At 71.0% G+C, this 21,015-nt stretch carries 26 protein-coding genes and 1 riboswitch; of the genes, 19 read left to right on the forward strand and 7 right to left on the reverse strand.

Annotated elements, in window-relative coordinates; genetic code table 11:
* The first annotated feature begins 1,197 nt into the window (after positions 1–1,197).
* The 6 genes from ABZ493_RS16140 to ABZ493_RS16165 all read left to right on the forward strand — a co-directional run bounded on the left by ABZ493_RS16140 (position 1,198) and on the right by ABZ493_RS16165 (position 6,499).
* Positions 1,198–2,646 carry a ParB N-terminal domain-containing protein gene (locus ABZ493_RS16140; protein WP_430583165.1) on the forward strand — a complete coding sequence of 483 codons (1,449 nt, stop codon included), beginning with the start codon at positions 1,198–1,200 and terminating at the stop codon, positions 2,644–2,646.
* 578 nt (positions 2,647–3,224) lie between these two features.
* Entirely contained in the window at positions 3,225–3,536 is a 312-nt protein-coding gene (locus tag ABZ493_RS16145; RefSeq protein ID WP_430583166.1) for a hypothetical protein, read from the forward strand.
* A gap of 36 nt (positions 3,537–3,572) precedes the next feature.
* A complete protein-coding gene (locus ABZ493_RS16150; protein WP_430583167.1) occupies positions 3,573–3,974 on the forward strand; it encodes a DUF6573 family protein in 402 nt (133 codons plus the stop codon).
* Positions 3,975–4,159: 185 nt separating this feature from the next.
* Complete coding sequence (locus ABZ493_RS16155; RefSeq protein ID WP_430583168.1) at positions 4,160–4,501, forward strand: hypothetical protein; 342 nt, start codon at positions 4,160–4,162, stop codon at positions 4,499–4,501.
* Between the two features lie 88 nt (positions 4,502–4,589).
* Positions 4,590–5,525, forward strand: a complete 936-nt coding sequence (locus ABZ493_RS16160) for a DUF3560 domain-containing protein (RefSeq protein ID WP_430583169.1) — start codon at positions 4,590–4,592, stop codon at positions 5,523–5,525.
* A gap of 206 nt (positions 5,526–5,731) precedes the next feature.
* Positions 5,732–6,499 carry a hypothetical protein gene (locus ABZ493_RS16165; RefSeq protein ID WP_430583170.1) on the forward strand — a complete coding sequence of 256 codons (768 nt, stop codon included), beginning with the start codon at positions 5,732–5,734 and terminating at the stop codon, positions 6,497–6,499.
* Between the two features lie 3 nt (positions 6,500–6,502).
* On the opposite strand, the gene ABZ493_RS16170 is transcribed toward ABZ493_RS16165, so the two are convergent.
* The gene (locus tag ABZ493_RS16170; protein WP_430583171.1) at positions 6,503–6,766 is read right to left on the reverse strand and encodes a hypothetical protein; all 264 of its coding nucleotides are present in this window, start codon (positions 6,764–6,766) and stop codon (positions 6,503–6,505) included.
* 78 nt (positions 6,767–6,844) lie between these two features.
* Between ABZ493_RS16170 and ABZ493_RS16175 the strand changes: the two genes are divergently transcribed.
* The 3 genes from ABZ493_RS16175 (at position 6,845) to ABZ493_RS16185 (ending at position 9,498) form a co-directional block, all read left to right on the forward strand.
* Positions 6,845–7,909: a helix-turn-helix domain-containing protein gene (locus tag ABZ493_RS16175; protein WP_430583172.1), complete on the forward strand. Its 1,065-nt coding sequence runs from the start codon at positions 6,845–6,847 to the stop codon at positions 7,907–7,909.
* Between the two features lie 289 nt (positions 7,910–8,198).
* The gene (locus ABZ493_RS16180; RefSeq protein WP_430583173.1) at positions 8,199–8,453 is read left to right on the forward strand and encodes a glutaredoxin domain-containing protein; all 255 of its coding nucleotides are present in this window, start codon (positions 8,199–8,201) and stop codon (positions 8,451–8,453) included.
* A 25-nt stretch (positions 8,454–8,478) separates the two neighbouring features.
* Positions 8,479–9,498: a toprim domain-containing protein gene (locus tag ABZ493_RS16185; protein WP_430583174.1), complete on the forward strand. Its 1,020-nt coding sequence runs from the start codon at positions 8,479–8,481 to the stop codon at positions 9,496–9,498.
* Between the two features lie 36 nt (positions 9,499–9,534).
* On the opposite strand, the gene ABZ493_RS16190 is transcribed toward ABZ493_RS16185, so the two are convergent.
* The 4 genes from ABZ493_RS16190 to ABZ493_RS16205 form a co-directional block, all read right to left on the reverse strand.
* Positions 9,535–10,083: a hypothetical protein gene (locus ABZ493_RS16190; RefSeq protein WP_430583175.1), complete on the reverse strand. Its 549-nt coding sequence runs from the start codon at positions 10,081–10,083 to the stop codon at positions 9,535–9,537.
* Between the two features lie 93 nt (positions 10,084–10,176).
* Positions 10,177–10,989 (reverse strand): hypothetical protein, encoded by an 813-nt coding sequence (locus tag ABZ493_RS16195; protein WP_430583176.1) that lies wholly within the window; start codon positions 10,987–10,989, stop codon positions 10,177–10,179.
* On the reverse strand, positions 10,986–11,357 hold the full coding sequence (locus ABZ493_RS16200) for a hypothetical protein (protein WP_430583177.1): 372 nt from the start codon (positions 11,355–11,357) through the stop codon (positions 10,986–10,988). Before ABZ493_RS16200 ends, ABZ493_RS16195 begins: the two co-directional genes overlap by 4 nt.
* A gap of 148 nt (positions 11,358–11,505) precedes the next feature.
* Positions 11,506–12,069, reverse strand: a complete 564-nt coding sequence (locus ABZ493_RS16205) for a recombinase family protein (RefSeq protein WP_430583178.1) — start codon at positions 12,067–12,069, stop codon at positions 11,506–11,508.
* A gap of 195 nt (positions 12,070–12,264) precedes the next feature.
* On the opposite strand from ABZ493_RS16205, the gene ABZ493_RS16210 reads away from it, so the two are divergent.
* Both ABZ493_RS16210 and ABZ493_RS16215 read left to right on the forward strand, forming a co-directional pair.
* Positions 12,265–12,597, forward strand: a complete 333-nt coding sequence (locus tag ABZ493_RS16210; RefSeq protein WP_430583179.1) for a metalloregulator ArsR/SmtB family transcription factor — start codon at positions 12,265–12,267, stop codon at positions 12,595–12,597.
* Positions 12,594–13,304, forward strand: coding sequence for a cation transporter (locus ABZ493_RS16215; protein ID WP_430583180.1), 711 nt, complete (start codon positions 12,594–12,596; stop codon positions 13,302–13,304). The genes ABZ493_RS16210 and ABZ493_RS16215 overlap by 4 nt, the downstream gene beginning before the upstream one ends.
* Positions 13,305–13,461: 157 nt before the next feature.
* On the opposite strand, the gene ABZ493_RS16220 is transcribed toward ABZ493_RS16215, so the two are convergent.
* Positions 13,462–13,965, reverse strand: a complete 504-nt coding sequence (locus ABZ493_RS16220) for an HXXEE domain-containing protein (RefSeq protein WP_430583181.1) — start codon at positions 13,963–13,965, stop codon at positions 13,462–13,464.
* Between the two features lie 75 nt (positions 13,966–14,040).
* On the opposite strand from ABZ493_RS16220, the gene ABZ493_RS16225 reads away from it, so the two are divergent.
* The 7 genes from ABZ493_RS16225 to ABZ493_RS16255 all read left to right on the forward strand — a co-directional run bounded on the left by ABZ493_RS16225 (position 14,041) and on the right by ABZ493_RS16255 (position 19,330).
* Positions 14,041–14,676 (forward strand): TetR/AcrR family transcriptional regulator, encoded by a 636-nt coding sequence (locus ABZ493_RS16225; protein ID WP_430583182.1) that lies wholly within the window; start codon positions 14,041–14,043, stop codon positions 14,674–14,676.
* A 103-nt stretch (positions 14,677–14,779) separates the two neighbouring features.
* Positions 14,780–14,936: riboswitch (cyclic di-AMP (ydaO/yuaA leader) on the forward strand.
* 220 nt (positions 14,937–15,156) lie between these two features.
* The gene (locus ABZ493_RS16230; protein ID WP_430583183.1) at positions 15,157–15,912 is read left to right on the forward strand and encodes a M15 family metallopeptidase; all 756 of its coding nucleotides are present in this window, start codon (positions 15,157–15,159) and stop codon (positions 15,910–15,912) included.
* Positions 15,913–15,964: 52 nt separating this feature from the next.
* Positions 15,965–16,429 (forward strand): hypothetical protein, encoded by a 465-nt coding sequence (locus ABZ493_RS16235; protein WP_430583184.1) that lies wholly within the window; start codon positions 15,965–15,967, stop codon positions 16,427–16,429.
* A 138-nt stretch (positions 16,430–16,567) separates the two neighbouring features.
* Positions 16,568–17,227: a thioredoxin domain-containing protein gene (locus ABZ493_RS16240; protein ID WP_430583185.1), complete on the forward strand. Its 660-nt coding sequence runs from the start codon at positions 16,568–16,570 to the stop codon at positions 17,225–17,227.
* Entirely contained in the window at positions 17,224–17,952 is a 729-nt protein-coding gene (locus tag ABZ493_RS16245; RefSeq protein ID WP_430583186.1) for a cytochrome c biogenesis protein CcdA, read from the forward strand. Before ABZ493_RS16240 ends, ABZ493_RS16245 begins: the two co-directional genes overlap by 4 nt.
* A 41-nt stretch (positions 17,953–17,993) precedes the next feature.
* Complete coding sequence (locus tag ABZ493_RS16250; protein ID WP_430583187.1) at positions 17,994–18,395, forward strand: metalloregulator ArsR/SmtB family transcription factor; 402 nt, start codon at positions 17,994–17,996, stop codon at positions 18,393–18,395.
* Positions 18,395–19,330: a cation diffusion facilitator family transporter gene (locus ABZ493_RS16255; protein ID WP_430583188.1), complete on the forward strand. Its 936-nt coding sequence runs from the start codon at positions 18,395–18,397 to the stop codon at positions 19,328–19,330. Before ABZ493_RS16250 ends, ABZ493_RS16255 begins: the two co-directional genes overlap by 1 nt.
* Positions 19,331–19,347: 17 nt before the next feature.
* Here ABZ493_RS16255 and ABZ493_RS16260 read toward each other — a convergent pair whose 3' ends face one another.
* Positions 19,348–20,307 (reverse strand): cytochrome c oxidase assembly protein, encoded by a 960-nt coding sequence (locus ABZ493_RS16260; protein ID WP_430583230.1) that lies wholly within the window; start codon positions 20,305–20,307, stop codon positions 19,348–19,350.
* A 106-nt stretch (positions 20,308–20,413) separates the two neighbouring features.
* On the opposite strand from ABZ493_RS16260, the gene ABZ493_RS16265 reads away from it, so the two are divergent.
* Positions 20,414–20,893 carry a hypothetical protein gene (locus ABZ493_RS16265; protein ID WP_430583189.1) on the forward strand — a complete coding sequence of 160 codons (480 nt, stop codon included), beginning with the start codon at positions 20,414–20,416 and terminating at the stop codon, positions 20,891–20,893.
* Positions 20,894–21,015 lie beyond the last annotated feature (122 nt).

The following is a 21,015-nucleotide window of genomic DNA, read 5'->3' on the forward strand; positions in this document are numbered from 1 at the left end:
GGGCCGCCACCCGGTCGGGGGGGGGCGGGCCCCGCCCCACGCCGGCCGGGCCCCGCCCAGCCGGGGGCATGCCGCCCCCGGACCCCCGCCTCTCGACCCGCGCGCTGCGACCACGCATCGCCGGTTGTGTCATGGGACGATCTCGCCACGTCTGGACGTGGAGGTCGGGTCGTGAGCGAGACACTCTGGGGTGTTGCGATCGGTGGCGCCGTTGGTCTCCTCAGCGCGTTGATATCTGCCGTGATCTCCCCGTCAATCGCCGCGCGGCACGAGCGCCGGCGTGCGCTTGCGGAGCGCCTGCACCGAGCGCTCGAGGAATGTGAAAGGCCGCTGGGCGCGTGGTACGACGCGGTAACAGACGTGGCCGTGCGGCCCGAAGATCCCCTCGCGAACATTCCCGAGCTCTCTAGCGCGCTCAGGGGCGCGCTCAACCGGTTCTCAAGGGTGAACGACGACGCGCTCCGTGAGGCCGTGGCGGCAGCGCACAAGAAGGTGCTGGAGGGGACCCTCATCGCTGTTACGGTCTCGTACCAATGGGGGAAGGGCCCCGTCCCGCAGGCAGGCCTGGACGAGGTGGCAGCGGCGGCAGCCGAGGCTGACATCTCGGTACGTGACCTCTGGCAACGGGCCCTCGACCTCGCCGACCCGCCACCCCTGTACCGCCGAGCACGGCGTCGCGTCCTGGTCCGCCACGCACCGTCACGCGCCGAAGAGATCGACACTGTCGTGCGGACCATGCGAGGCACCCGGAAATTCGGCGAGAAGTTCAGGTCAGTGGCCTGTAACGGTGTGAGCCCGAACGCCGTACAGGGAGATGGTCAGGACCGGCGAGCTGGCCGGCGGGGGAAGCGGCACGAGCCCATGCCGACCTTCGGCCGGCGCCGAACCGCGGCCGCTGCGCGGCCCTGTCGTTCCGCGCTGGCGCGCGGGGCCGGCTGTGCCCCCTCCTGGCTTTCCATGATCGCCCGCGCGACCCTCCGCGCAAGCCCCGCGGCTGCGCCGCCGCCCGCCGTCGAAACTCGTGGGCCTGCGGTCGCTTCGCTCCCTGAGCTCGGCCCACGAGCCCCGCCGTCGGGCGGTGCCGGGGCTTGCACTCCGGGCCGCTTATGCGGGCGGTCATTCCAGCGCCAGGAGGGGGCGAAAAACGGTCCCGGACATCGGGTGCCACCTACCTCCCGGCAGGAAGGTCGCTCACTCATGACGAGCACCACGAACACCGAGAACACCACTACCCGCGAGGGCGCAGCGCAGGTGCTGGCCGAGGGCGTCGAGTTCGCCCACCTCGACCCGCGCACCCTGATCGTCGGCGCGAACGTGCGCACCGACGCCGACCTCAGCGGCGAGTTCATCGGCTCCATCAGGCAGCACGGCGTCATCCAGGCCATCAGGGTCCGCCGCGAGGCCGACGGCTCCCTGACCGTCCTGGAAGGCCAGCGCCGCACCCTCGCCGCGATCGAGGCCGGGCGCGCCACGATCCCCGCCCAGATCGTCACCAGCGACGACGATGAGAAGGCCCGCGAGGCCCGCCGGATCATCGAGCAGTTGGCCGAGAACGACCACCGCGCCGACATGCGCGACACCCACCGCACCGAAGCGTTCCGGCAGTTGTCCCTCGAGTTCGGGCTGACCGCCGGGCAGATCGCCAAGCGCACCGGCACCAAGAAGGACCAGGTGGCCGTCACGCTCAAGGTGGCCGAGTCGAAGGTCGCCGCCGCCGTACAGGCCAAGTACGACCTCACGCTCGACCAGGCCGCCGTCCTGGCGGAGTTCGCCGACGCCCCCGAGACGGTCAAGGCCCTGACCGCCGTCGCAGTGAAGGAGCCGGGACGCTTCGCGCACGAGGCCCAGCGCGCCCGCGACGATCGCGAGCGAGCCGAGCAGGTCGCCGCCGCCCGCGAGGCCCTGGCCGCCGAGGGCGTGACCGAGGTCGAGGCCCCGTCCTACGACGACAAGAAGGTCCGCAGCCTGAGCGAACTTCGCCCCTCGACCGAGGCGGACCACGGCACGGACCTCACCCCGGAGGCCCACGCCGAGTGCCCCGGCCACGCGGCCTACATCCGCTCGTCGTGGAGCAGCGTCACCGTCGTCTACGTCTGCACCAACTGGCGCACCCACGGGCACGGCGACAAGTACGCCGCGATGGGCACGCCGAAGTCCGGCCCGATGACCGACGAGCAGAAGGCGGAACGTCGCACGGTCATCGAGAACAACAAGGCGTGGAAGTCCGCCGAGGTCGTGCGCCGCGAATGGCTGGCGGAGTTCGCCAAGCGCAAGACCGCGCCGAAGGGAGCCGCCGAGTACGTCGCACTTGCCATCGCGGCGGACTCGTTCATCCTGCGCCGGGCGGGGGAGAAGGGTCACGCCCTCGCCACCGAATGGCTCGGCGCGAAGGCCGAGACGGGCTACTACGCGACCGGGCAGCACATCGCCGCCATGATCGCCAAGGCCACCCCCAGCCGCGCCCAGCACATCGCGCTCGTGCTGGCCCTCGCGGCCCGCGAAGGCGAGACCGGCACCCACACCTGGCGGAACCCGGGCCACGAGCGTGACTACCTGACCGCCCTCGAATCCTGGGGCTACACGCTCTCCGACGTCGAGCAGATCGCCCGTGGCGTGCAGGACGACGCCGAGCGGCCCAGCAAGTAGAACCACCGGTGGCCCGGCCCGAACCAGGGCCGGGCCACCTCCGGGCCGCCCCGGACTCTTGCTGGTCGGCATGGTGTCGCGGCCGGCCCATCGAGGGCCGACCGCAACAGCCGGGGCATGCCGCCCCCGGACCCCCGCCACCGCCGCAGCTCGAGCGAACCGACGACCGAGCCACAGCGTGAACCACCGGTGGGCAGTGAGGTCCGGCTGCGCCGGATCGGTGGCCCGCACAGGACCGGGGGTGGGTGAGCCGGCGGCGGGGGAGCGGCACGAACCGATGCCGACCTTCGGCCGGCGCCGAACGGCGGCCGCTGCGCGGCCCAGCTGCATCAACAAGCGGCGTCGTTCCTGACGCTCCATCATCCCCCGCCCGGCCCTACGCACAAGCGGCTTCGCCGCCGCCTCCGCCGGAACTTCTCGGACGCGTCGCTGCGCTCCTTATTTCGCCCGAGAACTTCCTCCCCCGGCGCCCCTTCGGGGTTGCCGCTTCGGGCCGGGCGGGTGCTGCTCCGCTTATCAGGAACGACGCCCCACAGCGACCGTGCGCCAAGCGGTCCCCGTCCCGAGAGGAACCCACCATGACCGGTCAGACCCCCACCCAGAACCCCGCCGACGCGGCCCTGCTGGCCGCCCTCGACGCCGCCGTGAACTCCGGCGAGTTCCGGATCTTCGACCCCAAGACCACGACTCCCGACGACCTCGACACCCCGGCGGACGACAGCGCCCGCCAGAAGGCCATCACGCAGGCCCTCGCCCACGTGCGCGCCGCGCGGCGCATCCTCCAGCGGTCCGGCGTGCGCGACGCCGACGTCACGGCGGCCCGCGGCACCCTCCGCACGGCCAAGGACCAGCTCTGGAGCGCGCACCACACCCTCAACCCCACCCGCTGACGATCTCGACCCGGACCTACGAAGGAGAACCCCACCATGAGCCACGACCTCACCGACCTGTTCGGGCCCGCGATCCACACCTACACCCGCGCCCAGGCCATCGAGGACGGAGCGCTGCGCGAGGTCCCCGCCGACCTCGCCCGCGAAGCCGGCTTCCGCTACCCGCTCGCGCTGACCTCCGCCGCCTGGGCCGACGCCGTCGCCTGGGACCACGGCGGCGTCCAGGGCGAGACCGGGCGACTGTGGGACGTGCTCACGATGGCCCGACACGCGCTCGCCAATACGCCGCCGTGGGAGGACCGCGCTCTGTTCGACGTGCTGCGCGTGCCCAACGCGCCCCGTGCCCAGAGCCCGCGCCGGACGACGCTGCGCGTCCACTTCGGCCCCGGCGACAACGCCGAGCCCGTCTTGACCATCCTCATGCCCAACGAGGACTAGCCCGGCCAGGGTGGCCCAAGGTCGGGCCACCCCGGGCCAGCGGCCCGAGTACGCGAAGAATCCCGGGCACGGAACTCCAGGTTTGAGTATACAAATGACGCTAGGTGATGTATATTAAAGGTGTTGGCAGGGCAAGCAACGGCCGGAGACCACCGGCCACCCGACGCCAGCAAGAGGAGGGCCAAATGGCTCGCACCATCAGCACCACGACCGTTCAGCACCAGACCCCCGACGCGGCCGGCTTCGCGCTCGACGTCTCGGCCGCCGAGGCTCGCACGCTCATGACGGGGGAGTCCGTGGCCCAGGTGCTCGACCGCATGGACGCGGCCGACCCCTACACGCTCACGGCGACCAACCCGATCCTGAGCGGCACGACCGAGGCCCTGTCGCTGGGCCGCAACCGCTCGCACCTGGTGATCGACCGTCGCGGCGTGCTGTGCCACGAGGTCGAGGTCCCCGCCGGGACCGTGGCGCACGAGCTCAGCGTCGTGCACACCGCCACCGGCCCGGCTCCGCTGGCCGCCTGACGTGCCCCGGTGGGCCGGAGGGGAGACCCCCGGCCCACCGGCTGGACCAGGAAGAGCCACCAGCGGACCACCGGAAGGACCACCCGACATGCTGACCATCACCCACACCCACGAGGCCGGAACCCTCATCGACGGCACCGCCCGCGGCGACGGCACCGCCGACGTCCTCAAGGCCCAGCGCTGGCGCTGGAGCCGCAACCTCGGCGCCTGGTACATCCCGCGCTCGCGCGACCAGCACGCCAAGACCCGGCAGATCGACGCGACCGCGGCCGCGCTGCGCGCGGCCGGGCACGACGTCGAGGTGACCATCGACAACACCGCGCGCGCGACTGCCGACGTCGAGGCCGACAAGATTGCCCGCCAGGCCGACCGGGTCGACGCCCTGACCGCGAAGGCCGAGCGTCGCCGCGAGGACGAGTCCGCCGCGTGGGCGCGTCACCACAGCGACGTCGAGCGGCTGCCGCCCGAGGGCGAGCCGGTCAAGATCGGCCACCACTCCGAGGGACGCCACCGCCGGGACATCTCCCGCGCGTGGAATTCCCTGGGCCGCAGCGTCGAGGCGGGCCGCGCCGCCGAGGAGGCCGAGCGCCGCGCGACCGAGGCCGCGGCGACCACCGCCGCCCGGTACAACCCGGTCACCGTCGCCAACCGCATCGACAAGCTCGAGGCCGGCCGGCGCAAGTTCGAGCGCCGCCGCGACGGATACACCAGCGGCAGCGGCGTCTACGCCACCGAGCACCCGGCCGCGACCGGTGCGCGTCGCGAGCAGCTCGAGCAGCTGATCGCCGAGACGGACGACGCGCTGACCTACTGGCGCGGTGTGCGCGCCGACCAGCAGGCCAACGGCACGGCCACCAACTACGGACCCCACAACGTCGCCAAGGGCGACGCCGTCCAGGTCCGCGGCACCTGGTACCGCGTGCTGCGCGCCAACCCCAAGAGCGTCACCGTCGAGGGCTATTTCGGCCCCGACCGCACGCCCTGGCAGGAGGTCGCCGACCACCGGCCCGCCGCGGCCGCCTGACCGCATCGGCAGTAGGGCCGCGGCCGTCCACAAGGGCGGCCGCGGCTCGCCCACCCCGCGACACGACAGGAGCAGCCATGACCGCCACCACTCACAGCCGGACACGTAGGCTCGGGCCACGAAACGCCGTGGGGGGCATGCCGCCCCCCACACCCCCCGCCTCTGGCGGGGCGTGCCGCCGCCTGCACCCTCGAGGTACCCAGCCCATGACGACCCGCCGGCTCGACGAGCTCCCCGCCGAGCACGCCGCACCCATCCTCGAGCTGCTCGAGCAGGTACGCGCGGCCGCGGCCGCGCCCGAAGGGGCCGAAGACGCCTGGGCCGTCGCAGAGGCCGGCCAGGCCCGCATCCGCACCGGGCACAAGGCCGCCCGCCGCACCCTGTCCGCCGGCCAATGCGCCGCGCACGCGCTGCGGCTCACCGCGGCCCGCGACCTGGCCCGCACGGCGGATCAGGCCGGCCATGCGGACCACGGGGCCGAAGCTGAGCCGTGGACCCGGGCCCTGGCCCAGGCCGCCGGGCCGATCGGCTCGTGGGACTGGGACGAGCGCATGCAGGGCGCGCTCGACCTGCGCCGCACGTTCAAGGACCTGCCCGAGCCGCTGCCCGCCACCGTGCGTCCCGTGCGGGCCATCGCCGCGTGGCTCACCCACGCCGGCGGCGCCGGCCTCATCGCGCCCACCGCACGCCTGGCCGCGCTCGTGCTCGACGAGGACCCGTCGGCGGAGATCCTGGCCGCGAGCTGGTACGCCACCCACGGCGTCCGGCTGCTCGCCGAGCTCACCCGAGAGGGCGGGCCGGCCCGTGGGGCCGCCGACGCCGACGAGGCCCGACGCCGGGACGTCCTGCGGACCGCCGTCCGCGGCGTTCACGCCGCGCGCATCATGAGCAAGACCGACCTTGCCGCGGCGGCCGGCATCACGCGCCGCACCCTCGACGCCTGGACCGGCCCGACCCGCACCGGCGCCCGCTGACGCTCAGCGCGAGCCGCGCGGCCGACCAGGGCCGCGGCGCCGATCCTCGATCCCTTCCAGGCTCGACGCGGACCACACCGGGCCACCGTTGAGCTCCCCCGCGGGAGCCGGGAGCCAGTCCGCACCGCGAAGGCGCGCGTTGCGCAGCGACGTGCGGGCCAGCCCGAGCCGCTGAGCCAGGCGGGCCACGTCGTACAGGCCGCCCGGACCCGGACCCGGGTCGAGACCCGCAGCGGCGGGCGAAGTGGCGTCGTCTGACCTGGTCATCCACCCACGATAACAGTGCGCATGCGCCCCAGTTCTGTTAAACTAGGCGCAGGCGCCCTAATTTTGGAGGTCTTCCCTGTGAACCAGACGGACTCGCCAGCGGGTCACGATCGACTCCCTCTTGCCGCTGTCGTCGCGGCCGCCGCCATCGCGACCGCGCTGGCCTACCGCGGCATGGTCCTGTTCGGGCTCGAGGTCGCCGGCATGGTGCCCGCCGAGGCGTACATGCTCGCCGGGTTCCTCGAGATCGCCCTGATCGCTGTCGCGCTGATGGCCCGCAGGGCCGCCCTCAACGCCCGCCCGTACGGCGTCCTGCTGACGCTCACGTGGATTCTGTCGGGCACGTCGGGCACGTTCGCGGCCCTGCACGAGGTCGCCGTCATGAACGGCTCCACGCCCTACATGGTGGTCTTCCGGTTCGTGCCGCCCCTGGTCGCCGCGCTGATGTGGCACCTCGCGCTGGTGGGGGAGCGGCACCTGGTCACCGGGAACACTCTCGATGAGCGGCGCCGTGAGCGCCGCGTGCACCGCTTCATCGTCAGCGCCGAGCGGTGGCGTGATGCTCGCCGCGACGACGCGGGCGGCCGCGCGGACGCCCGGCGCGTGCGCGCCGCGCACCGGCGCCAGCAGACCGCGCGTGATCGCGCGCTGAAGCTGCTCACCGTCGAGGAGTTCGACGCTCGCACGCGAGCCTGGGTCGACCGGTTCGAGGCGGCCGCTCGGCACGGCGAACGGCTCGACGCTCTCGGCGCCTCGGCGGCCGCGCGCCGCGGCGTGCGCCGCGGCGGCCGCGGCGGCCACGACGTCGACGACGCGCCGACGTCGCCCTCAGCGCTCGTCGAGACGGACGAGCCTGCGCCGGGAGTCGAGGAAGAGCAGCAGCCCGCGGCCGCGTCGCCGGACCCGCTGCCGGTGGCGGTCGTCCAGAGCGCCGTGCCGGCGCCCGTCGCCGCCGCCCAGCAGATCGCCCGCGACGAGCAGGCAACCGTCATCCTCGAGCTGCACCATGAGGGACTGTCCGAGCGGGCCATCGCCGATCGCGTCCCGTGGTCGCGATCGACCGTCAACCGTGTCCTGAAGAAGCACGGTGCCCGATCCGACGCGCAGACGCCGAGCCTGCTCGACGAGGCCGTACAGGCATGAACCCTGGGCGGGCGCCCCTGCGGGGCGGCATGGACCGTGCGGGCTGCGCCCGCACCAGTGGGGCTCGTTCCTGCCGCTCCATCATGGCCGCCGCGCCCGGCGTGCAAGCGGGCCACCAACACCGCGTGGCCCACCGGCTCCGCCAGAACTTCACGGCCGCGTCGCTGCGCTCCTTATCTCGACCGAGAACTTCTTCCCCCGCCGCCCTGCGGGTTGACACGCCGGCCGCTCACGGCGGCCCTGGCTCCGCTATCAGGAACGATCCCACCGAGTGAGCGAGGAGGGCGTCATGCTCAGCGTCACCGTCTACAGCACTGGGCCAGCGTGCATGCGCTGCAAGATGACCAAGGACAAGCTCGAGGCCAAGGGCGTGCACGTCGACGTCGTCGAGCTGGCCGAGAACCCCGCCGCACGCGAGTACGTCACCGAGGAGCTCGGGTACTCCGAGGCCCCCGTGGTCGTTGTCGAGGACGGCACCGGGCAGGATCACTGGAGCGGCTTCAGGGTCGACCAGATCAACCGCGTCGCGGCCGCGGCCGCGTGACCGAGCAGCAGGGGAGGAGGAGACCATGACCACCACCGCAGAGCGCGTCATCGCGGTGAACACCGCCGCCTGGGACTACTGGCGCTGGCACGCCACCCAGCCGGGGGAGTGGGTGACCGGATACCTCGCCTCCCGCGGCCTGCGTGGCACCGTCGCCGGCCAGGCGCCCGCCGGCTGGGCCCGGCTCGTGCCCACGCTGCGCCGGCGCGGGTTCACCGACACCGAGCTCCTGGACGCCGGCCTCGCCCTCGAGGCCAAGAACGGGGGAGTGGGCGACGCCTTCCGCGACCGCCTGGTCCTGCCCATCCGCGACGCGAGCGACCGCATCATCGGGTTCACCGCGCGGCGCAACCCCGCCACCGACGTCGACCCCGACGCACCACCGAAGTACCTCAACACCACCAGCACCCCGGCCTACGACAAGTCCCGCGCCCTGTACGGACTCGACGCCGACGCCGCGGCACGTATCGCCCGAGGCGGCATCCCCGTGCTCGTCGAGGGCGCCCTCGACGCCGAAGCCGTACGCCGCGCCGGCAACGACCTCGTGCCCCTCGGCCTGTGCGGGACAGCCATCACCGCGGGCCACCTGCAGCAGCTGCGCGACATCGACCCCGCCGCCGTGGGTCGACTCATCAACGCGACCGACGCTGACACCGCCGGCCAGGGCGCCATCTGCCGCCTGTGGAACCTCCTGACCACCGATGAAGCGGCGACCGTGCGCGCGGCCGTCCTCGAGCCGGGAACCGACCCTGCAGACCTCGTGCAGGCAGGTCAGCGCTCCCAGCTCCGCGGAGTCCTCGTCGACGACGCCCGGCCGATCGTCCAGGCCGCGATCGACGCCACCCTCGCCCGGTACGACCTCGAGCACGTCGAAGGCTCCCTCGCCGCCCTGCGGCACATCGCCGGCGCCCTCAAGGGTGCGACCCCTGCCGTCCTGGCCCAGGCGACTGGTCACCTGACCAAGCGCCTCGCGGATACCACCGAGCACGACGTCGTCGTGACCGAGATAATCAGCGCGGCCACCAGCGCGACGGAGGATGCATGACGACGCACCGCACGGCGGCGGGCTAGCGCAGCATCGCTAACCTAGTTGATCGTACGATCGGACGAATGGGATGACCTTCCTGGTCAGCAACATGTAGATCTTGCGTTGTTGCCCGTCCGTGATCGCGGCCTTGTCGCGCTTGTTAAACATCTTCAGCAGGAAATCGTAGTCTTTCCAGCCGTCGCCACCGTTCCACTCGTCCGGGGGGAATGCCCCGGACTCGTACAGGTGATCGAGCATGGCGCGCGAGAAATACTCGGTCGTAAGCCTGATTGGCTGACGCGCGTCAATTGCTTGACGGAGAGCTAGGAGGCGTTCCCACAGATCGACCTGGCGATCCAGGTCAGCTCGACCGAACTGGTTCACACAGGAGCTTCCGATCGGGAAGAGCATCTCCCCGTTGCGCGTGTTCTCGATCGTGAAGAGGCTGACGAGCCTGGTCTGACCGCACACGCAGACACCGTCCGCGTGTGGGTCACGCGCAACGCTCACCACCTGCCACTCCAGTACTGCCTGGTCCCACCGGTCGGCGTCCGATGCAGCGACAACCGCATCCGCGAGTGCTTCGAAACTGCTGGTCGTCATCCGGTCCTCCCTGGCGCCGACTGTAGTGGCAACTACCGTGCCCAATTCGTATCTAGGACGTTACGCATGCAATTTGCCAGCGAGCGTCGGCGTCTACCGTCCGCGGGTCAGGATGGCGAGGTCGTAGTCGCGCGCGATCGTCTCGAATTCCTCGATGGCGACGTTGCGACCTTCGCCGTCGAGCGCCTGCGGGTCATTCGGGGAAGCTACGAGCCCGTCGTCCATGCGACGGTTCCAGAACGCCCAGCAGCGGCCGTACTCCGTCTTCGATTGAAAACTGATGCCCAGGGGGAGGTTTCCGTCGTCCAACACGAGATTGCGGATGTGCTCCGCGACAACGGTCGTGACGGCGCGATCGTCACCTGCGACGATCCCGCTGTGCAGTTGTCGGTACCCGAGGTGGTACAGCTCGCCGAAAAGGTCGTCGGTCAGGCGGTTCTGGGTCGAGGGGTGATCGATCGCCACCCACCAGCCGTCGGCCGGCATCTTCACCTGCCAGATGGACCGCTCCATCTGCCAGTCGACCGAGATCGCCCAGGGCGCGTCGATCTGGTTCGCCCGGGCCTCCTGAACGACATCGGCGATGTACTGGTCGACCGGCACCCCCGCGGCTTCCGCGTCGGGCACGAGCGCCGCCTTACTCTTGCGGAATCCCTGCAGCACCTCCGCAAACGCCGTCTTGGGTGAGTCGGCGAAATAGACCGTCCGGCCGAAGGTGTCGAACCGGCCTCGCGAGTCCTCGGCGTCGGCGGAGATTTGTCCAACCGCCTCGTTGAAGCGTGCCGAGTTGATGCCCTGGCTCTTGACGTAGCGGTCCTTGGCCACGCGGTGGGCGACTTCGGCGGCCGCGGGCAAGAGGTACAGGCCCGTCTCGCTACAGACTCGACCATTGGCCGGGGCCGTCATGCCGGAACGTCTTCGATGAACCCCACGGCGGCGCCGACCACGTCGCGGGTGCGCAGCTCGCGGATGAATGTCACCGGAGTTGCCTCGCCAAGACGCGGGTTCGCACCCACGAGCCACGCCAGGGCGACATGCGGCTTCTCGGCATCACGCACGGTCCGCCACACGCGGTACCCCAGCCGTAGCCGATCCTCAGCCTCACGGCGAGGCTCGGTCTTGTCGGCCCACTTGTACGGCAGCGATCGCGAGCCGGCGCCAGTCATTGCGGCAACGACAGTGGCGCCGACGTTGTCGATCAGCTCGCGCGTCAGATCGTGGATGTCGAGGCGGATCGAGTCGGCGAAGGCGTCGGTGGTCACCTGGATGGGCATGAGCCCATCGTGCCACTTTGGCACGCTAGGTTCAACGCACCTGAGTCACGAATGAGACACGTGTGACTCACTGGTAGGGGTGCGTGCTCGTGAGGTGCGAGTTCCCGGCCGGCGCCACGAGCAGCAGTTCAGCGGCGGTGCTCGAGGTTCACACGTGGCCGGCGAGGTGCCGGCGGACCGTGGATACCGATACCCCGAGCGCTCGCGCGACGGCGGCAACAGACTGGCCGCCGGCGACGGACGCTCTCGCCGTGGCAAGTCGTTCCGGCGACATCACGGTCGGGCGCCCTCCGACCCGTCCGCGCGAGCGCGCGGCAGCCAGGCCGTCGAGAGTGCGTTCGCGGATCAGGTCGGCCTCCATCTGGGCGAGGGCGGCCAGCATGTGCACCATGAACCGGCCCGCCGACGTGCTGGTGTCGATCTGCTCGGACAAGGACCGGAGGGCGACGTCGCGGCGCTCCAGCTCGTCGATCACGCGCACCAGGTGGGACACGCTTCGACCGAGGCGGTCGAGCTTGGCCACGACGACGGTGTCGCCGGCGTCGACCTCGGCCAGTAGTGCGGCGAGGACCGGGCGGTCGTCGCGCCGGCCGGACGCGGTCTCGACCCGTAGGTGTCGCGCGTCGACGCCGGCGGCGAGGAGCGCGTCGCGCTGTGCGTCGAGGTTCTGCGTCGACGTCGAGACCCGCGCGTAGCCGAAGGTGATCGCCATGCCGTGACCGTAGCGAAAACCCCCGCGGGAGGTTCTGAACCGGCGGGGTTTTGAAGGGGGTTTTTGAGCGGCGTGTCACCGGCGCGGCGAGACCGCGGCGCTGGTGCGTCAAAACCGGTCGGTTCTGACACGGCGCGAGACCGGGCGGTGGATACAGGGTGTTGTGGATTCACGCTTCCGTGTACTGTCACGCTCATGGAGACGGTCACGCTCACCCACACCGCCGCGCTCGCGCGGCTCGGGCATGCGCTGTCGGACGAGACCCGCACCCGGATCATGCTCACGCTGCGCGAGGCGCCGGCCTACCCAGCAGATCTCGCCGACGCGCTTGAGGTCTCCCGGCAGGTGATGTCGAACCAGCTTGCGTGCCTGCGCGGCTGCGGCCTGGTCGAGGCGATCCCGGACGGGCGTCGCACCTGGTACCGGCTGGCCGACTCGCACCTTGCCCCGGCCCTCGACGACCTGTTGCGCCTGGTCGTGGCCGTCGACCCGACCTGCTGCTCGCCCGAAGGGTGCACCTGCTCATGACCTCGCTCTCACTCGGCCCTCGCCCGCTGTCCACTGCGCGCCGCGCGGTGCTTGAGCGCCGTGTGCGGTGGATCGTGGCCGCGACGATCACCTACAACGTCATCGAGGCCGTCGTCGCGATCACCGCAGGACGCATCGCCTCGTCCGCGGCGCTGGTCGGGTTCGGGCTCGACTCTGTCGTCGAGGTCCTGTCTGCGGCCGCGGTGGCCTGGCAGTTCGCCGCCCCCGACCCGCACCGCCGTGAGCGTGCCGCCATGCGGCTAATCGCGGTGTCGTTCTTCGGCCTTGCCTTGTTCGTCACCGTCGACGCCGTGCGCACCCTGTTCGGAGCCGCGGAGCCTGACCACTCCACCGTCGGCATCGTTCTGGCTGCCGTCAGCCTCGCGATCATGCCGTTCCTGTCCTGGTTCGAGCGCCGCACCGGCCGCGAGCTCGGCTCGGCATCCGCCGTCGCCGATTCCAAGCAGACGTTGCTGTGTACCTACCTGTCCGCGGTCCTGCTCGTCGGCCTGGTGCTCAACTCCACCCTCGGGTGGACCTGGGCCGACCCGCTCGCCGCGCTCGTCATCGCCGGTGTCGCGATCAAGGAGGGCATCGAGGCATGGCGCGGCGACGCCTGCTGCACCCCGGTCGGCGCGCTCCTCGCTCATGACGACGAGGGCGAAGAAGGGTGCAGCGACGGGTGCTGCATACCGGACCCGAAGTAACTCGCGTCAGAACCGAGCGTTTGCGGTCTAGGCAGAACCCGTTCTGCCGCGGCGCAGTATCGGTCAGTCTTGAAGCATCGAGTCGCGTCGTCGAATACCTACAGACGAAGGAGGAGGTATTCCACCTAGATCGCGTTGCGACGAAGGGCCAACGCGCTCATAGGAAGAGGAACCCGATCGCGGCAGCGGCGATTGCGGTACCGATCGCAGCCGCGAGCCATATCTGTCGGATGGTGATGCGGTTCTGGCGTCGGATCCAGACGAGGTAGGCGACAGTCGCAGGGATCGACACGACTGCGCCCGTGACCACCCCGGGCGAGTAGACGCCGAGGGTGATCCAGGTGGTCAGGTGGAACAGCGCGTTGACGCCGAACTGCCACTGGAATGCCGTGGCAGCAACGACCCAGCCGTTGGCCCTCGTCGCTCGCGAGGCCTGCCACGAGGCCAGCAAGACGAGCAGCATCAGCGGGATGTGGTAGGCGGCAAAGGTCTCTGTGGACTCGGGGCCGAAGTGCGCGGTCGCCCAACTCGCGAACCCCGGGAGCTCCTCGAGGGTGTGGATCACGTAGACCACGAAGGGCAGGAAGTACGGCAGCGGGCCCCACGAGGCGCGCGCCAGACGCTGGTCGACGGGGGACGTCTCCGGTGCGGGAGTGGTCATGACGGGCTCCTTCGTCGCGGCCCTCTAGAATATGAGGAATTACTCAGGTTTGGTACTCGCATCCACGGAGACCCGATGACGCCTGCCCCGTCCGGCCACAGCCCCCGCAAGGCGCCGAAACAGGCTCGCTCGCGGCGCACCGTGGGGCACATCCTCGCGGCGGCGGCTCGCGTTTTCGGCGAGCTGGGTTACGCCGCGACAACCACGGACCGGATCGCGCAGCGGGCCGAGGTCTCGGTCGGCTCCCTGTACCAGTACTTCCCGAACAAGGACGCGGTCCTGCACGCGCTCGCTCTCCGACACCTCGAGGAGGCCGATGCCGCGGTACGCGCCGCGTTGTCCTCTGCTGGCCGGCCACCCGCGTCGGACCGTGCATGGCTCGAGCCGTTGGTGGACGCCGTGGTTACCATCCATGCGCACGATCCCGCGCTCCAGCGCGTGATCCTGGATGAGGCCTCCCGGTCTCCTGAGCTCGTTGCCGCGTACACCGCCAGCCATGCCGCGACGGTCCGGACCGTCGCGGAGCTGCTCCTGGAGGTCCCGGGCGGTCACATTCACGACCCCGGCCAAGCGGCACTGCTCGCCGTAACGACGGTCGAGTCCGTCACGCACCGATTCGCCGGCCATGGCCAGCCTTTCGATAGCGCGACGCTCAGTGCGGAGCTCTTGGAGATGCTTACGGCCTACCTCGTGGCCAAGCGCACCTCGTGAGTGCGCACCGTTATCCGTTCGTGACTTTCGGCTGAGCGTCGGGTAGATTCGCCGCCACCCCACGACCGTGGGGACACGCCGGCGGGCGCCGAGCCCTGCCACCGCTGGTGCTGAACTGACACCTGGCAGGGACGGGGGACCCACTTTCGGGCGTCGCATCGCGGCGTCCTCGGGGTGAAGCCACGCGAGCGCGCTCGCTGGCCGGGTCAGTCTCCGACCCGAATCCGACAGCTAACCTCGCAGGCGCCAGGAGATCCCCATGCACGCTTTCCTGCGCCCTGAGCGCTCCTGTCCGTGTTCGCCTGCCTGGCGTGGTCTGCTCGTGGCCGGTGGTGCCGCGTGAAGCACGGCCGGCCCGACTCCGCCCCGCGCAGCACGACCCACCCCGATCGCTCCCGGGCGACCCGTGGTCGCCACGCCCAGGATCGCCCCGGCCGCTCCGCCGGGCCCCGCGCTGCGGCTCGCCTGCTGGGTCACGGCGTGGGCATCGTCGCCCTGGTCGCCACGACGGGTGCGTTCGCGATCACCGCGAGCGAGAGTCAGCTCGCACATGCCGAGACGCTGGACCAGCGACCCGAGGCGCGCGCACAAGCGCCGGCCGAGGCGACGCAGCGGGTCCAGGCCGCGCCTCCGGTGGTCGTCGATCGTTCGGCGAAGATCTCGCGCACCGACGAGCGTCCGTCGCGCGCCAAGATCGTCCCGGCGCCTCCGGAGCCGAAGCCGGAGCCGCCCAGCGACACGGGCGCCACCGGCGCCGACGCGTCGGCCGGCGAGGAGGCGGACGGCGCCGCGGCCGGCCCGCTTGCGGGGTGCGACGTCGAGGTGGGTACCGGGTTCGCCAACGGCCAGGTCCCGTCCGACCAGCTGTGCGCCCCGTGGGAGGGAGCCCAGGAGATCCGCGCCGATGCCGCGAGGAGCCTCGCCGCGCTGAACGAGGCGTACACGGCCCGTTTCGGCGAGTCGATGTGCCTGGCGGACGGGTACCGGTCCTACGACCAGCAGGTCGCGACCAAGGCTGCCAAGGGGTACCTCGCCGCCCAGCCGGGGTACTCCAACCACGGTTGGGGCCTTGCGGTGGACCTGTGCGCCGAGACGTACGCCGGCGAGCGGTGGGACTGGCTTGCCGAGCAGGCGCAGGACTCCGGTTGGGACAACCCGGACTGGGCGCGTCCTGGCGGGTCGAAGTACGAGCCGTGGCACTGGGAGTTCACGGACGCCGTCGCCGAGCAGTCCTGACCGAGCGGGAGGCAAAGCAGGCACAGGTTCGGGCTTTAGGATCCGTCTTGCCATGCTCGCCGTGACCCGAGACGCTGCCAGCACGACCGCGCTGCGGTACGTGCTCGCCATCGTGCTGCTCACGCTTGCGTGCGCGCTCGGCCTCACCGTGATCGACTCCGACCTGCCGGGCGCTGCGGCGTCCGGCAACGGTGCCACCGCGAGCCTGTCGGTGGCCACCACCGGCGAGGCCGCGCAGGGGCCCGCCGCTCACCCGTTCGACCTGGCCGACCGAGCCGATCTGGCCGCACTGAGTACAGCCGCCGGAGGCGCGTCGAGCGGTGGCCATCAGGACGAGGGTCTTGTTCTGCTGTGCCTGTGTGCCCTCCTCGTCGCGACGATGCTGCTTGCCGCCCATCGGCGCCCGACGCGCTGGTTGGCCGCATCTCGGCGTGACACGGAGCGTCCTGTCGTTCCCGTCGTCGGGTTCCCGCAGCGGGCGCAGGACCCGATCGACTGGGGTGTGAGCAGGACGTAGCGGAGCCGGACTGCCGTGCGATTCCTCGCGCCTCGCACGGGACCGCGTACACCCGCCCCCGGGTGGGGCGTGGGTGCGGTCTGCCTCGAGCACGGTCTCCGCGCGCCCCCGCTTCCCTTCGAACGACGAGGAATCCCCATGACCTCTCGCCGTGTGCTGCAGACCGTCCTTCTTGCCGCCGTCCTCGCGCTAGCTGGCATCGTCATCTGGCTGGTTGTGTCCGACCGCTCTTCCGGCGCAGCGCCCATCGCGTCCGGCAACGACGCGCCAGCCGTGCTGAACGACGAGACCCACGTCATCAACCAGGCCAGCGACGAGCAAGCCGTCCTCGTGGAGTTCCTCGACTTCGAGTGCGAGGCGTGCCGCGCGTTCTACCCCGCCGTCGAGCAACTGCGCGCCGACTTCCCCGACGAGCTGACACTCGCCATCCGCTACTTCCCGATCCCGTCGCACGCCAACGCCCAGAACGCCGCCCTGGCGGTCGAGGCCGCGGCACGCCAAGAGCAGCTCGAGGGCATGTACCAGCGCATGTACGAGACCCAGTCCGAATGGGGCGAGAAGCGCGACTCCCAGGCGTCCGTCTTCCGCGGCTTCGCCCAGGATCTGGGGCTGAACCTCGAGCAGTACGACGCCGACCTCGCCGACCCCGCGGTGGCCGCACGCGTGCAGCGCGACTTCGACGACGGCCGCGCGCTCGGCGTGCAGGGCACCCCGACGTTCTTCCTCGACGGGCAGCGGCTGGAGGCATCCGATCCGAACGAGCTCTACCAGCTGGTCCAGGAGGCCCTGCAGGGATGACCATCCCCGAGGTCGTGTTCTCCGGCGGGTTGGCGATCGCCATTCCTCTCGCCCTGCTGGCCGGCCTGGTGTCGTTCGCTTCGCCGTGCATCCTGCCCCTCGTGCCCGGCTACCTCGGCTACGTCGGCGGGATGGGTCAGGAGGCGTCCCGGCGTCGCCTCCTGGCCGGGGCCGCGCTCTTCGTGGCCGGCTTCAGCGTGGTGTTCATCGCGTACGGCGCCCTCTTCGGAGCGCTCGGGGCCTGGCTGGTGCGCTACCAGGACATCCTGATCCGGGTGCTGGGGGTGCTCGTGATCGTGATGGGCCTGGTCTTCGTCGGCCAGTTCGGCCCGCTGCAGCGCGTCGTCCGTACAGCTTGGACGCCGCGAGTCGGGGTCCTGGGGGCGCCGATGCTCGGAATGGTCTTCGGGCTGGGCTGGGCGCCGTGCCTGGGGCCCACGCTGATCGCGATCTCGGCCCTGAGCATCGACACCGCCTCCGCCCCGCGCGGCGCGCTCCTCGCCCTGGCCTACTGCATCGGCCTCGGCGTCCCCTTCCTGATGATCGCTTGGGGGTTCGGGTGGGCACAACGTTCGACGAGATTCCTGCGCCGGCACCTGCGCACCATCAACATCGCCGGCGGCGCCGTGCTCGTGCTCATCGGGCTCGCCATGGTCTCCGGGGCATGGTCACTGCTGATGATGACCATGCAGGGATGGGTGCGAGGCTTCGTCACCCCCATCTGAGACACCTAGACCACATCGCCATAAGACGATAGCATCGCCATATGACGATCATAGAGTCGCCTGCGCGCGCTGATATCGACCGGGTTGCCACCGGGGCGTTCGCCGACCTCTTCCACGCGCTGTCCGACGCCACCAGGCTCGCACTGCTGCAGCACCTCGCGTTCGGTGAGCACCGGGTGCGCGACCTGGTCGAGCACCTCGACCTCGCGCAGTCGACCGTGAGCAAGCACCTGGCGTGCCTGCGGGAGTGTGGGCTGGTGTCGGTACGCGCGGAGGGTCGTGCGTCGTGGTTCTCGCTGGCCCAGCCCGAGCTGCTGGCCGGGCTGCTGGCGGGCGCCGAGCGCCTCCTGGACGCCACCGGCGACCAGGTGACCCTCTGCTCGCACCTGATGCACCCGCACACCCACGGCCACACCGCTGCTGCCGTGAGCGAGGCTTCCTGATGGGCGCCGGACACAGCCACGGCCCCACACCTGGCGACGGAGCGGCGGCGCCGTCGCACCGCCGACGGCTCGCGATCGCCTTCGGCCTCACCTCCACGATCGTCGTGGCTCAGGCTGTGGGGTCGGTGGTCACCGGCAGCCTCGCCCTGCTCACCGACACCGCGCACGCCCTGACCGACGCGGCCGGCCTGCTGGTCGCTCTCGTTGCTGCGACGCTCATGCACCGGCCCGCCGACAAGCGCCGCACGTGGGGCTTTCGCCGCATCGAGGTCATCGCAGCACTGGGCCAGGCCACGCTGCTGATCGCCGTCGGCACCTACGCCGCGATCGAGGGCGTGCGGCGGCTCGTCGCGCCGCCCGAGGTGCCGTCCACCGAGCTACTCGTGTTCGGCATCGTCGGGCTGGTCGCGAACATCATCGGGATCACGATCCTGTCCTCGAGCCGTGGCGCGAACCTCAACATGCGCGCCGCGTTCCTCGAGGTCCTCAACGACGCGCTCGGCTCCCTCGGCGTCATCGTCGCCGCGATCGTGATCGCGACCACTGGCTACCAGCGGGCCGACGCCATCGCCGGCCTGTTCATCGCAGTGCTCATTGTCCCGCGTGCGTTCGCGATCCTGCGCCAGACGTTCCGCGTCCTCATGGAGTACACACCCGACGGCCTGGACCTGGACGAGGTCCGCACGCACATCCTCGCCCTCGACCACGTCCGTGACGTGCACGACGTACACGCCTCCACCGTGGCCACCGGGCTGCCCGTCATCTCCGCGCACGTCGTGGTCGACGACGAATGCTTCGCCGACGGCCACGCGCCAGACATCCTGCAACGCATCCGCACCTGCGTAGCAGAGCACTTCCTCGTGTCGGTCGGGCACTCCACGATCCAGCTGGAGACCGGGCGGCTACGGGAGAGCGAGAGCACCGCGCACGCCTGAGCGAGGCGCGAACCGCGTCAGGCGCGGCGGCCCAGGTTTCGCAGGTAGTCGTTGTACGCCTCGAGCTCGGGGTTGCCCTCTGCGTCGATGCGCCGGTCCGCGGCGGCGACCTTGCGCGTCTCGTCCTTGTTCCAGCGCACGAAGATGATCACCAGCATGATCAGCGACGGGAGCTCGCCGTAGGACCAGGCGAGGCCGCCGGCGACCCCCTGGTCGGCCATGATGTCCACGCCCCAGGACGCCGGCGGATGCGTGAACGCGGACACCAGCGGTGCGCTGGCCATCATCACCACGACACCGAAGAACGCGTGCGTGGGCATCTCGATGAACATGTCCGCCGCCCGGCCCAGGTGCCCCTGCGGCTTGGGCAGCGGGTCGCGCGAAAGCACCGGGACGGTGAACAAGATGCCCGCGACCAGGAACAGCAGCTCCAACGACAGGTGCCCGCCCCACGTGGACAGCAGCTCGCCGGCCAGGTCACTGAGGTACAGGGCGTAGAAGCTCAGCAGGAACAGCGGGATCATCAGCGCCGGGTGCAGGGCCACCCGCCCTGGCCAGGACCGCAGGCCCCACCGGGCGGCGACCAGGACCGGGCGCCCAGCCCAGTTGTGCGGGGTGGCACGTAGCAGCAGGGTCCCCGGGCGGCCCAGCACCAACAGCGGGGGAATCGCCATCATCAGCGTCAGCTGCTGGAACATGAACACCGAGTACATCTCGAGCCCGTAGCCCTCCACCCCTGCGCCCATCACGACCACCAGGACCGCGCAGCCGCCAAGGAAGGACAGGGTGGCCCATGGTGACCAGTGGCGGCCCGTCGTCCAGACCCGGATCGCGCCGGCGAGGTAGAGCGTCGCGGCGAGCAGCCCGATGACTGGGATGACCGGGACGGGTTGGAGCGTGGGGGCGAGGTAGGTCTCCCACGACGGCGGCGCGGAGGGCAACCACACCGGCCCGTCGAACTGCGCCGGCACCGACATCACTACGCCCACCACCTTCATTCTCGGATCGCCGCACGGACCGTAACAGAGGCCACTGCAAGGCCGTCCGAACGGGACCCGCTCCGCGTCTAGGATCGACCTTGCCATGGCTGCACCGACCCAGACCCGCGAAGGATCGACCGCCGCACGATGCGTGCTGACGGTCCTCCTGCTCGCGCTGGCGGTCCTGCTGGGCACCACCGTGCCCGAGTCCGCCGCCCCCGCAGCCGCGACAGCAGCCACCGCCCCGACCGTGGCCGCAACGTCGAACGAGACCGTCACCGCCGGTGCCAGCATGGCGAGCATCGGGGACCCGGCGGTCGCCGGCACCAGCACCGTGGCCCAGGACGTCCTACCGACGACGACGATCGCGACGACCGGCCACCTCGACGAACCTGCCGGCCTGCTGTGCGTATGCGCGCTGCTGGTCACCGGTCTCGCGATGCTCCTGCACGGCATCGCGATGCTGTGGCGACGCCGCACCCCGATCCTCGGCCGTGAATCCTCGAGCCCGACGCCGGGCACCGGGATGCGCGCCGCGATGCAGCAGGCAAGCCCTCTGACCTGGGGAGTGTGCCGGAGGTAGACCCCTCCGCGGGTGGGACACCGACGAGGCAGCGCCCGTCGTCCCGCCAGCACCCACCCTTGTCACCTGCCGGCCCGGAGTCCCTCCCCCCGCGCCTCCAGCTTCCGCTCGGCTCGAGCCCG

The sequence above is a fragment of the Isoptericola sp. NPDC019482 genome, from assembly GCF_040632295.1.
Taxonomy (GTDB): domain Bacteria; phylum Actinomycetota; class Actinomycetes; order Actinomycetales; family Cellulomonadaceae; genus Isoptericola.

Excerpts from the sequence above, each read along its gene's own strand:
- ABZ493_RS16145 (WP_430583166.1), top strand. The coding sequence starts at position 3,225 with ATGACCGGTCAGACCCCCACCCAGAACCCCGCCGACGCGGCCCTGCTG.
- ABZ493_RS16150 (WP_430583167.1), top strand. The coding sequence starts at position 3,573 with ATGAGCCACGACCTCACCGACCTGTTCGGGCCCGCGATCCACACCTAC.
- ABZ493_RS16255 (WP_430583188.1), top strand. The coding sequence starts at position 18,395 with ATGGGCGCCGGACACAGCCACGGCCCCACACCTGGCGACGGAGCGGCG.
- ABZ493_RS16155 (WP_430583168.1), top strand. The coding sequence starts at position 4,160 with ATGGCTCGCACCATCAGCACCACGACCGTTCAGCACCAGACCCCCGAC.
- ABZ493_RS16225 (WP_430583182.1), top strand. The coding sequence starts at position 14,041 with ATGACGCCTGCCCCGTCCGGCCACAGCCCCCGCAAGGCGCCGAAACAG.
- ABZ493_RS16160 (WP_430583169.1), top strand. The coding sequence starts at position 4,590 with ATGCTGACCATCACCCACACCCACGAGGCCGGAACCCTCATCGACGGC.
- ABZ493_RS16170 (WP_430583171.1), bottom strand. The coding sequence starts at position 6,766 with ATGACCAGGTCAGACGACGCCACTTCGCCCGCCGCTGCGGGTCTCGAC.
- ABZ493_RS16235 (WP_430583184.1), top strand. The coding sequence starts at position 15,965 with ATGCTCGCCGTGACCCGAGACGCTGCCAGCACGACCGCGCTGCGGTAC.
- ABZ493_RS16250 (WP_430583187.1), top strand. The coding sequence starts at position 17,994 with ATGACGATCATAGAGTCGCCTGCGCGCGCTGATATCGACCGGGTTGCC.
- ABZ493_RS16205 (WP_430583178.1), bottom strand. The coding sequence starts at position 12,069 with ATGGCGATCACCTTCGGCTACGCGCGGGTCTCGACGTCGACGCAGAAC.
- ABZ493_RS16260 (WP_430583230.1), bottom strand. The coding sequence starts at position 20,307 with ATGTCGGTGCCGGCGCAGTTCGACGGGCCGGTGTGGTTGCCCTCCGCG.
- ABZ493_RS16140 (WP_430583165.1), top strand. The coding sequence starts at position 1,198 with ATGACGAGCACCACGAACACCGAGAACACCACTACCCGCGAGGGCGCA.
- ABZ493_RS16190 (WP_430583175.1), bottom strand. The coding sequence starts at position 10,083 with ATGACGACCAGCAGTTTCGAAGCACTCGCGGATGCGGTTGTCGCTGCA.
- ABZ493_RS16200 (WP_430583177.1), bottom strand. The coding sequence starts at position 11,357 with ATGCCCATCCAGGTGACCACCGACGCCTTCGCCGACTCGATCCGCCTC.
- ABZ493_RS16180 (WP_430583173.1), top strand. The coding sequence starts at position 8,199 with ATGCTCAGCGTCACCGTCTACAGCACTGGGCCAGCGTGCATGCGCTGC.
- ABZ493_RS16265 (WP_430583189.1), top strand. The coding sequence starts at position 20,414 with ATGGCTGCACCGACCCAGACCCGCGAAGGATCGACCGCCGCACGATGC.
- ABZ493_RS16245 (WP_430583186.1), top strand. The coding sequence starts at position 17,224 with ATGACCATCCCCGAGGTCGTGTTCTCCGGCGGGTTGGCGATCGCCATT.
- ABZ493_RS16195 (WP_430583176.1), bottom strand. The coding sequence starts at position 10,989 with ATGACGGCCCCGGCCAATGGTCGAGTCTGTAGCGAGACGGGCCTGTAC.
- ABZ493_RS16215 (WP_430583180.1), top strand. The coding sequence starts at position 12,594 with ATGACCTCGCTCTCACTCGGCCCTCGCCCGCTGTCCACTGCGCGCCGC.
- ABZ493_RS16210 (WP_430583179.1), top strand. The coding sequence starts at position 12,265 with ATGGAGACGGTCACGCTCACCCACACCGCCGCGCTCGCGCGGCTCGGG.
- ABZ493_RS16165 (WP_430583170.1), top strand. The coding sequence starts at position 5,732 with ATGACGACCCGCCGGCTCGACGAGCTCCCCGCCGAGCACGCCGCACCC.
- ABZ493_RS16240 (WP_430583185.1), top strand. The coding sequence starts at position 16,568 with ATGACCTCTCGCCGTGTGCTGCAGACCGTCCTTCTTGCCGCCGTCCTC.
- ABZ493_RS16220 (WP_430583181.1), bottom strand. The coding sequence starts at position 13,965 with ATGACCACTCCCGCACCGGAGACGTCCCCCGTCGACCAGCGTCTGGCG.
- ABZ493_RS16185 (WP_430583174.1), top strand. The coding sequence starts at position 8,479 with ATGACCACCACCGCAGAGCGCGTCATCGCGGTGAACACCGCCGCCTGG.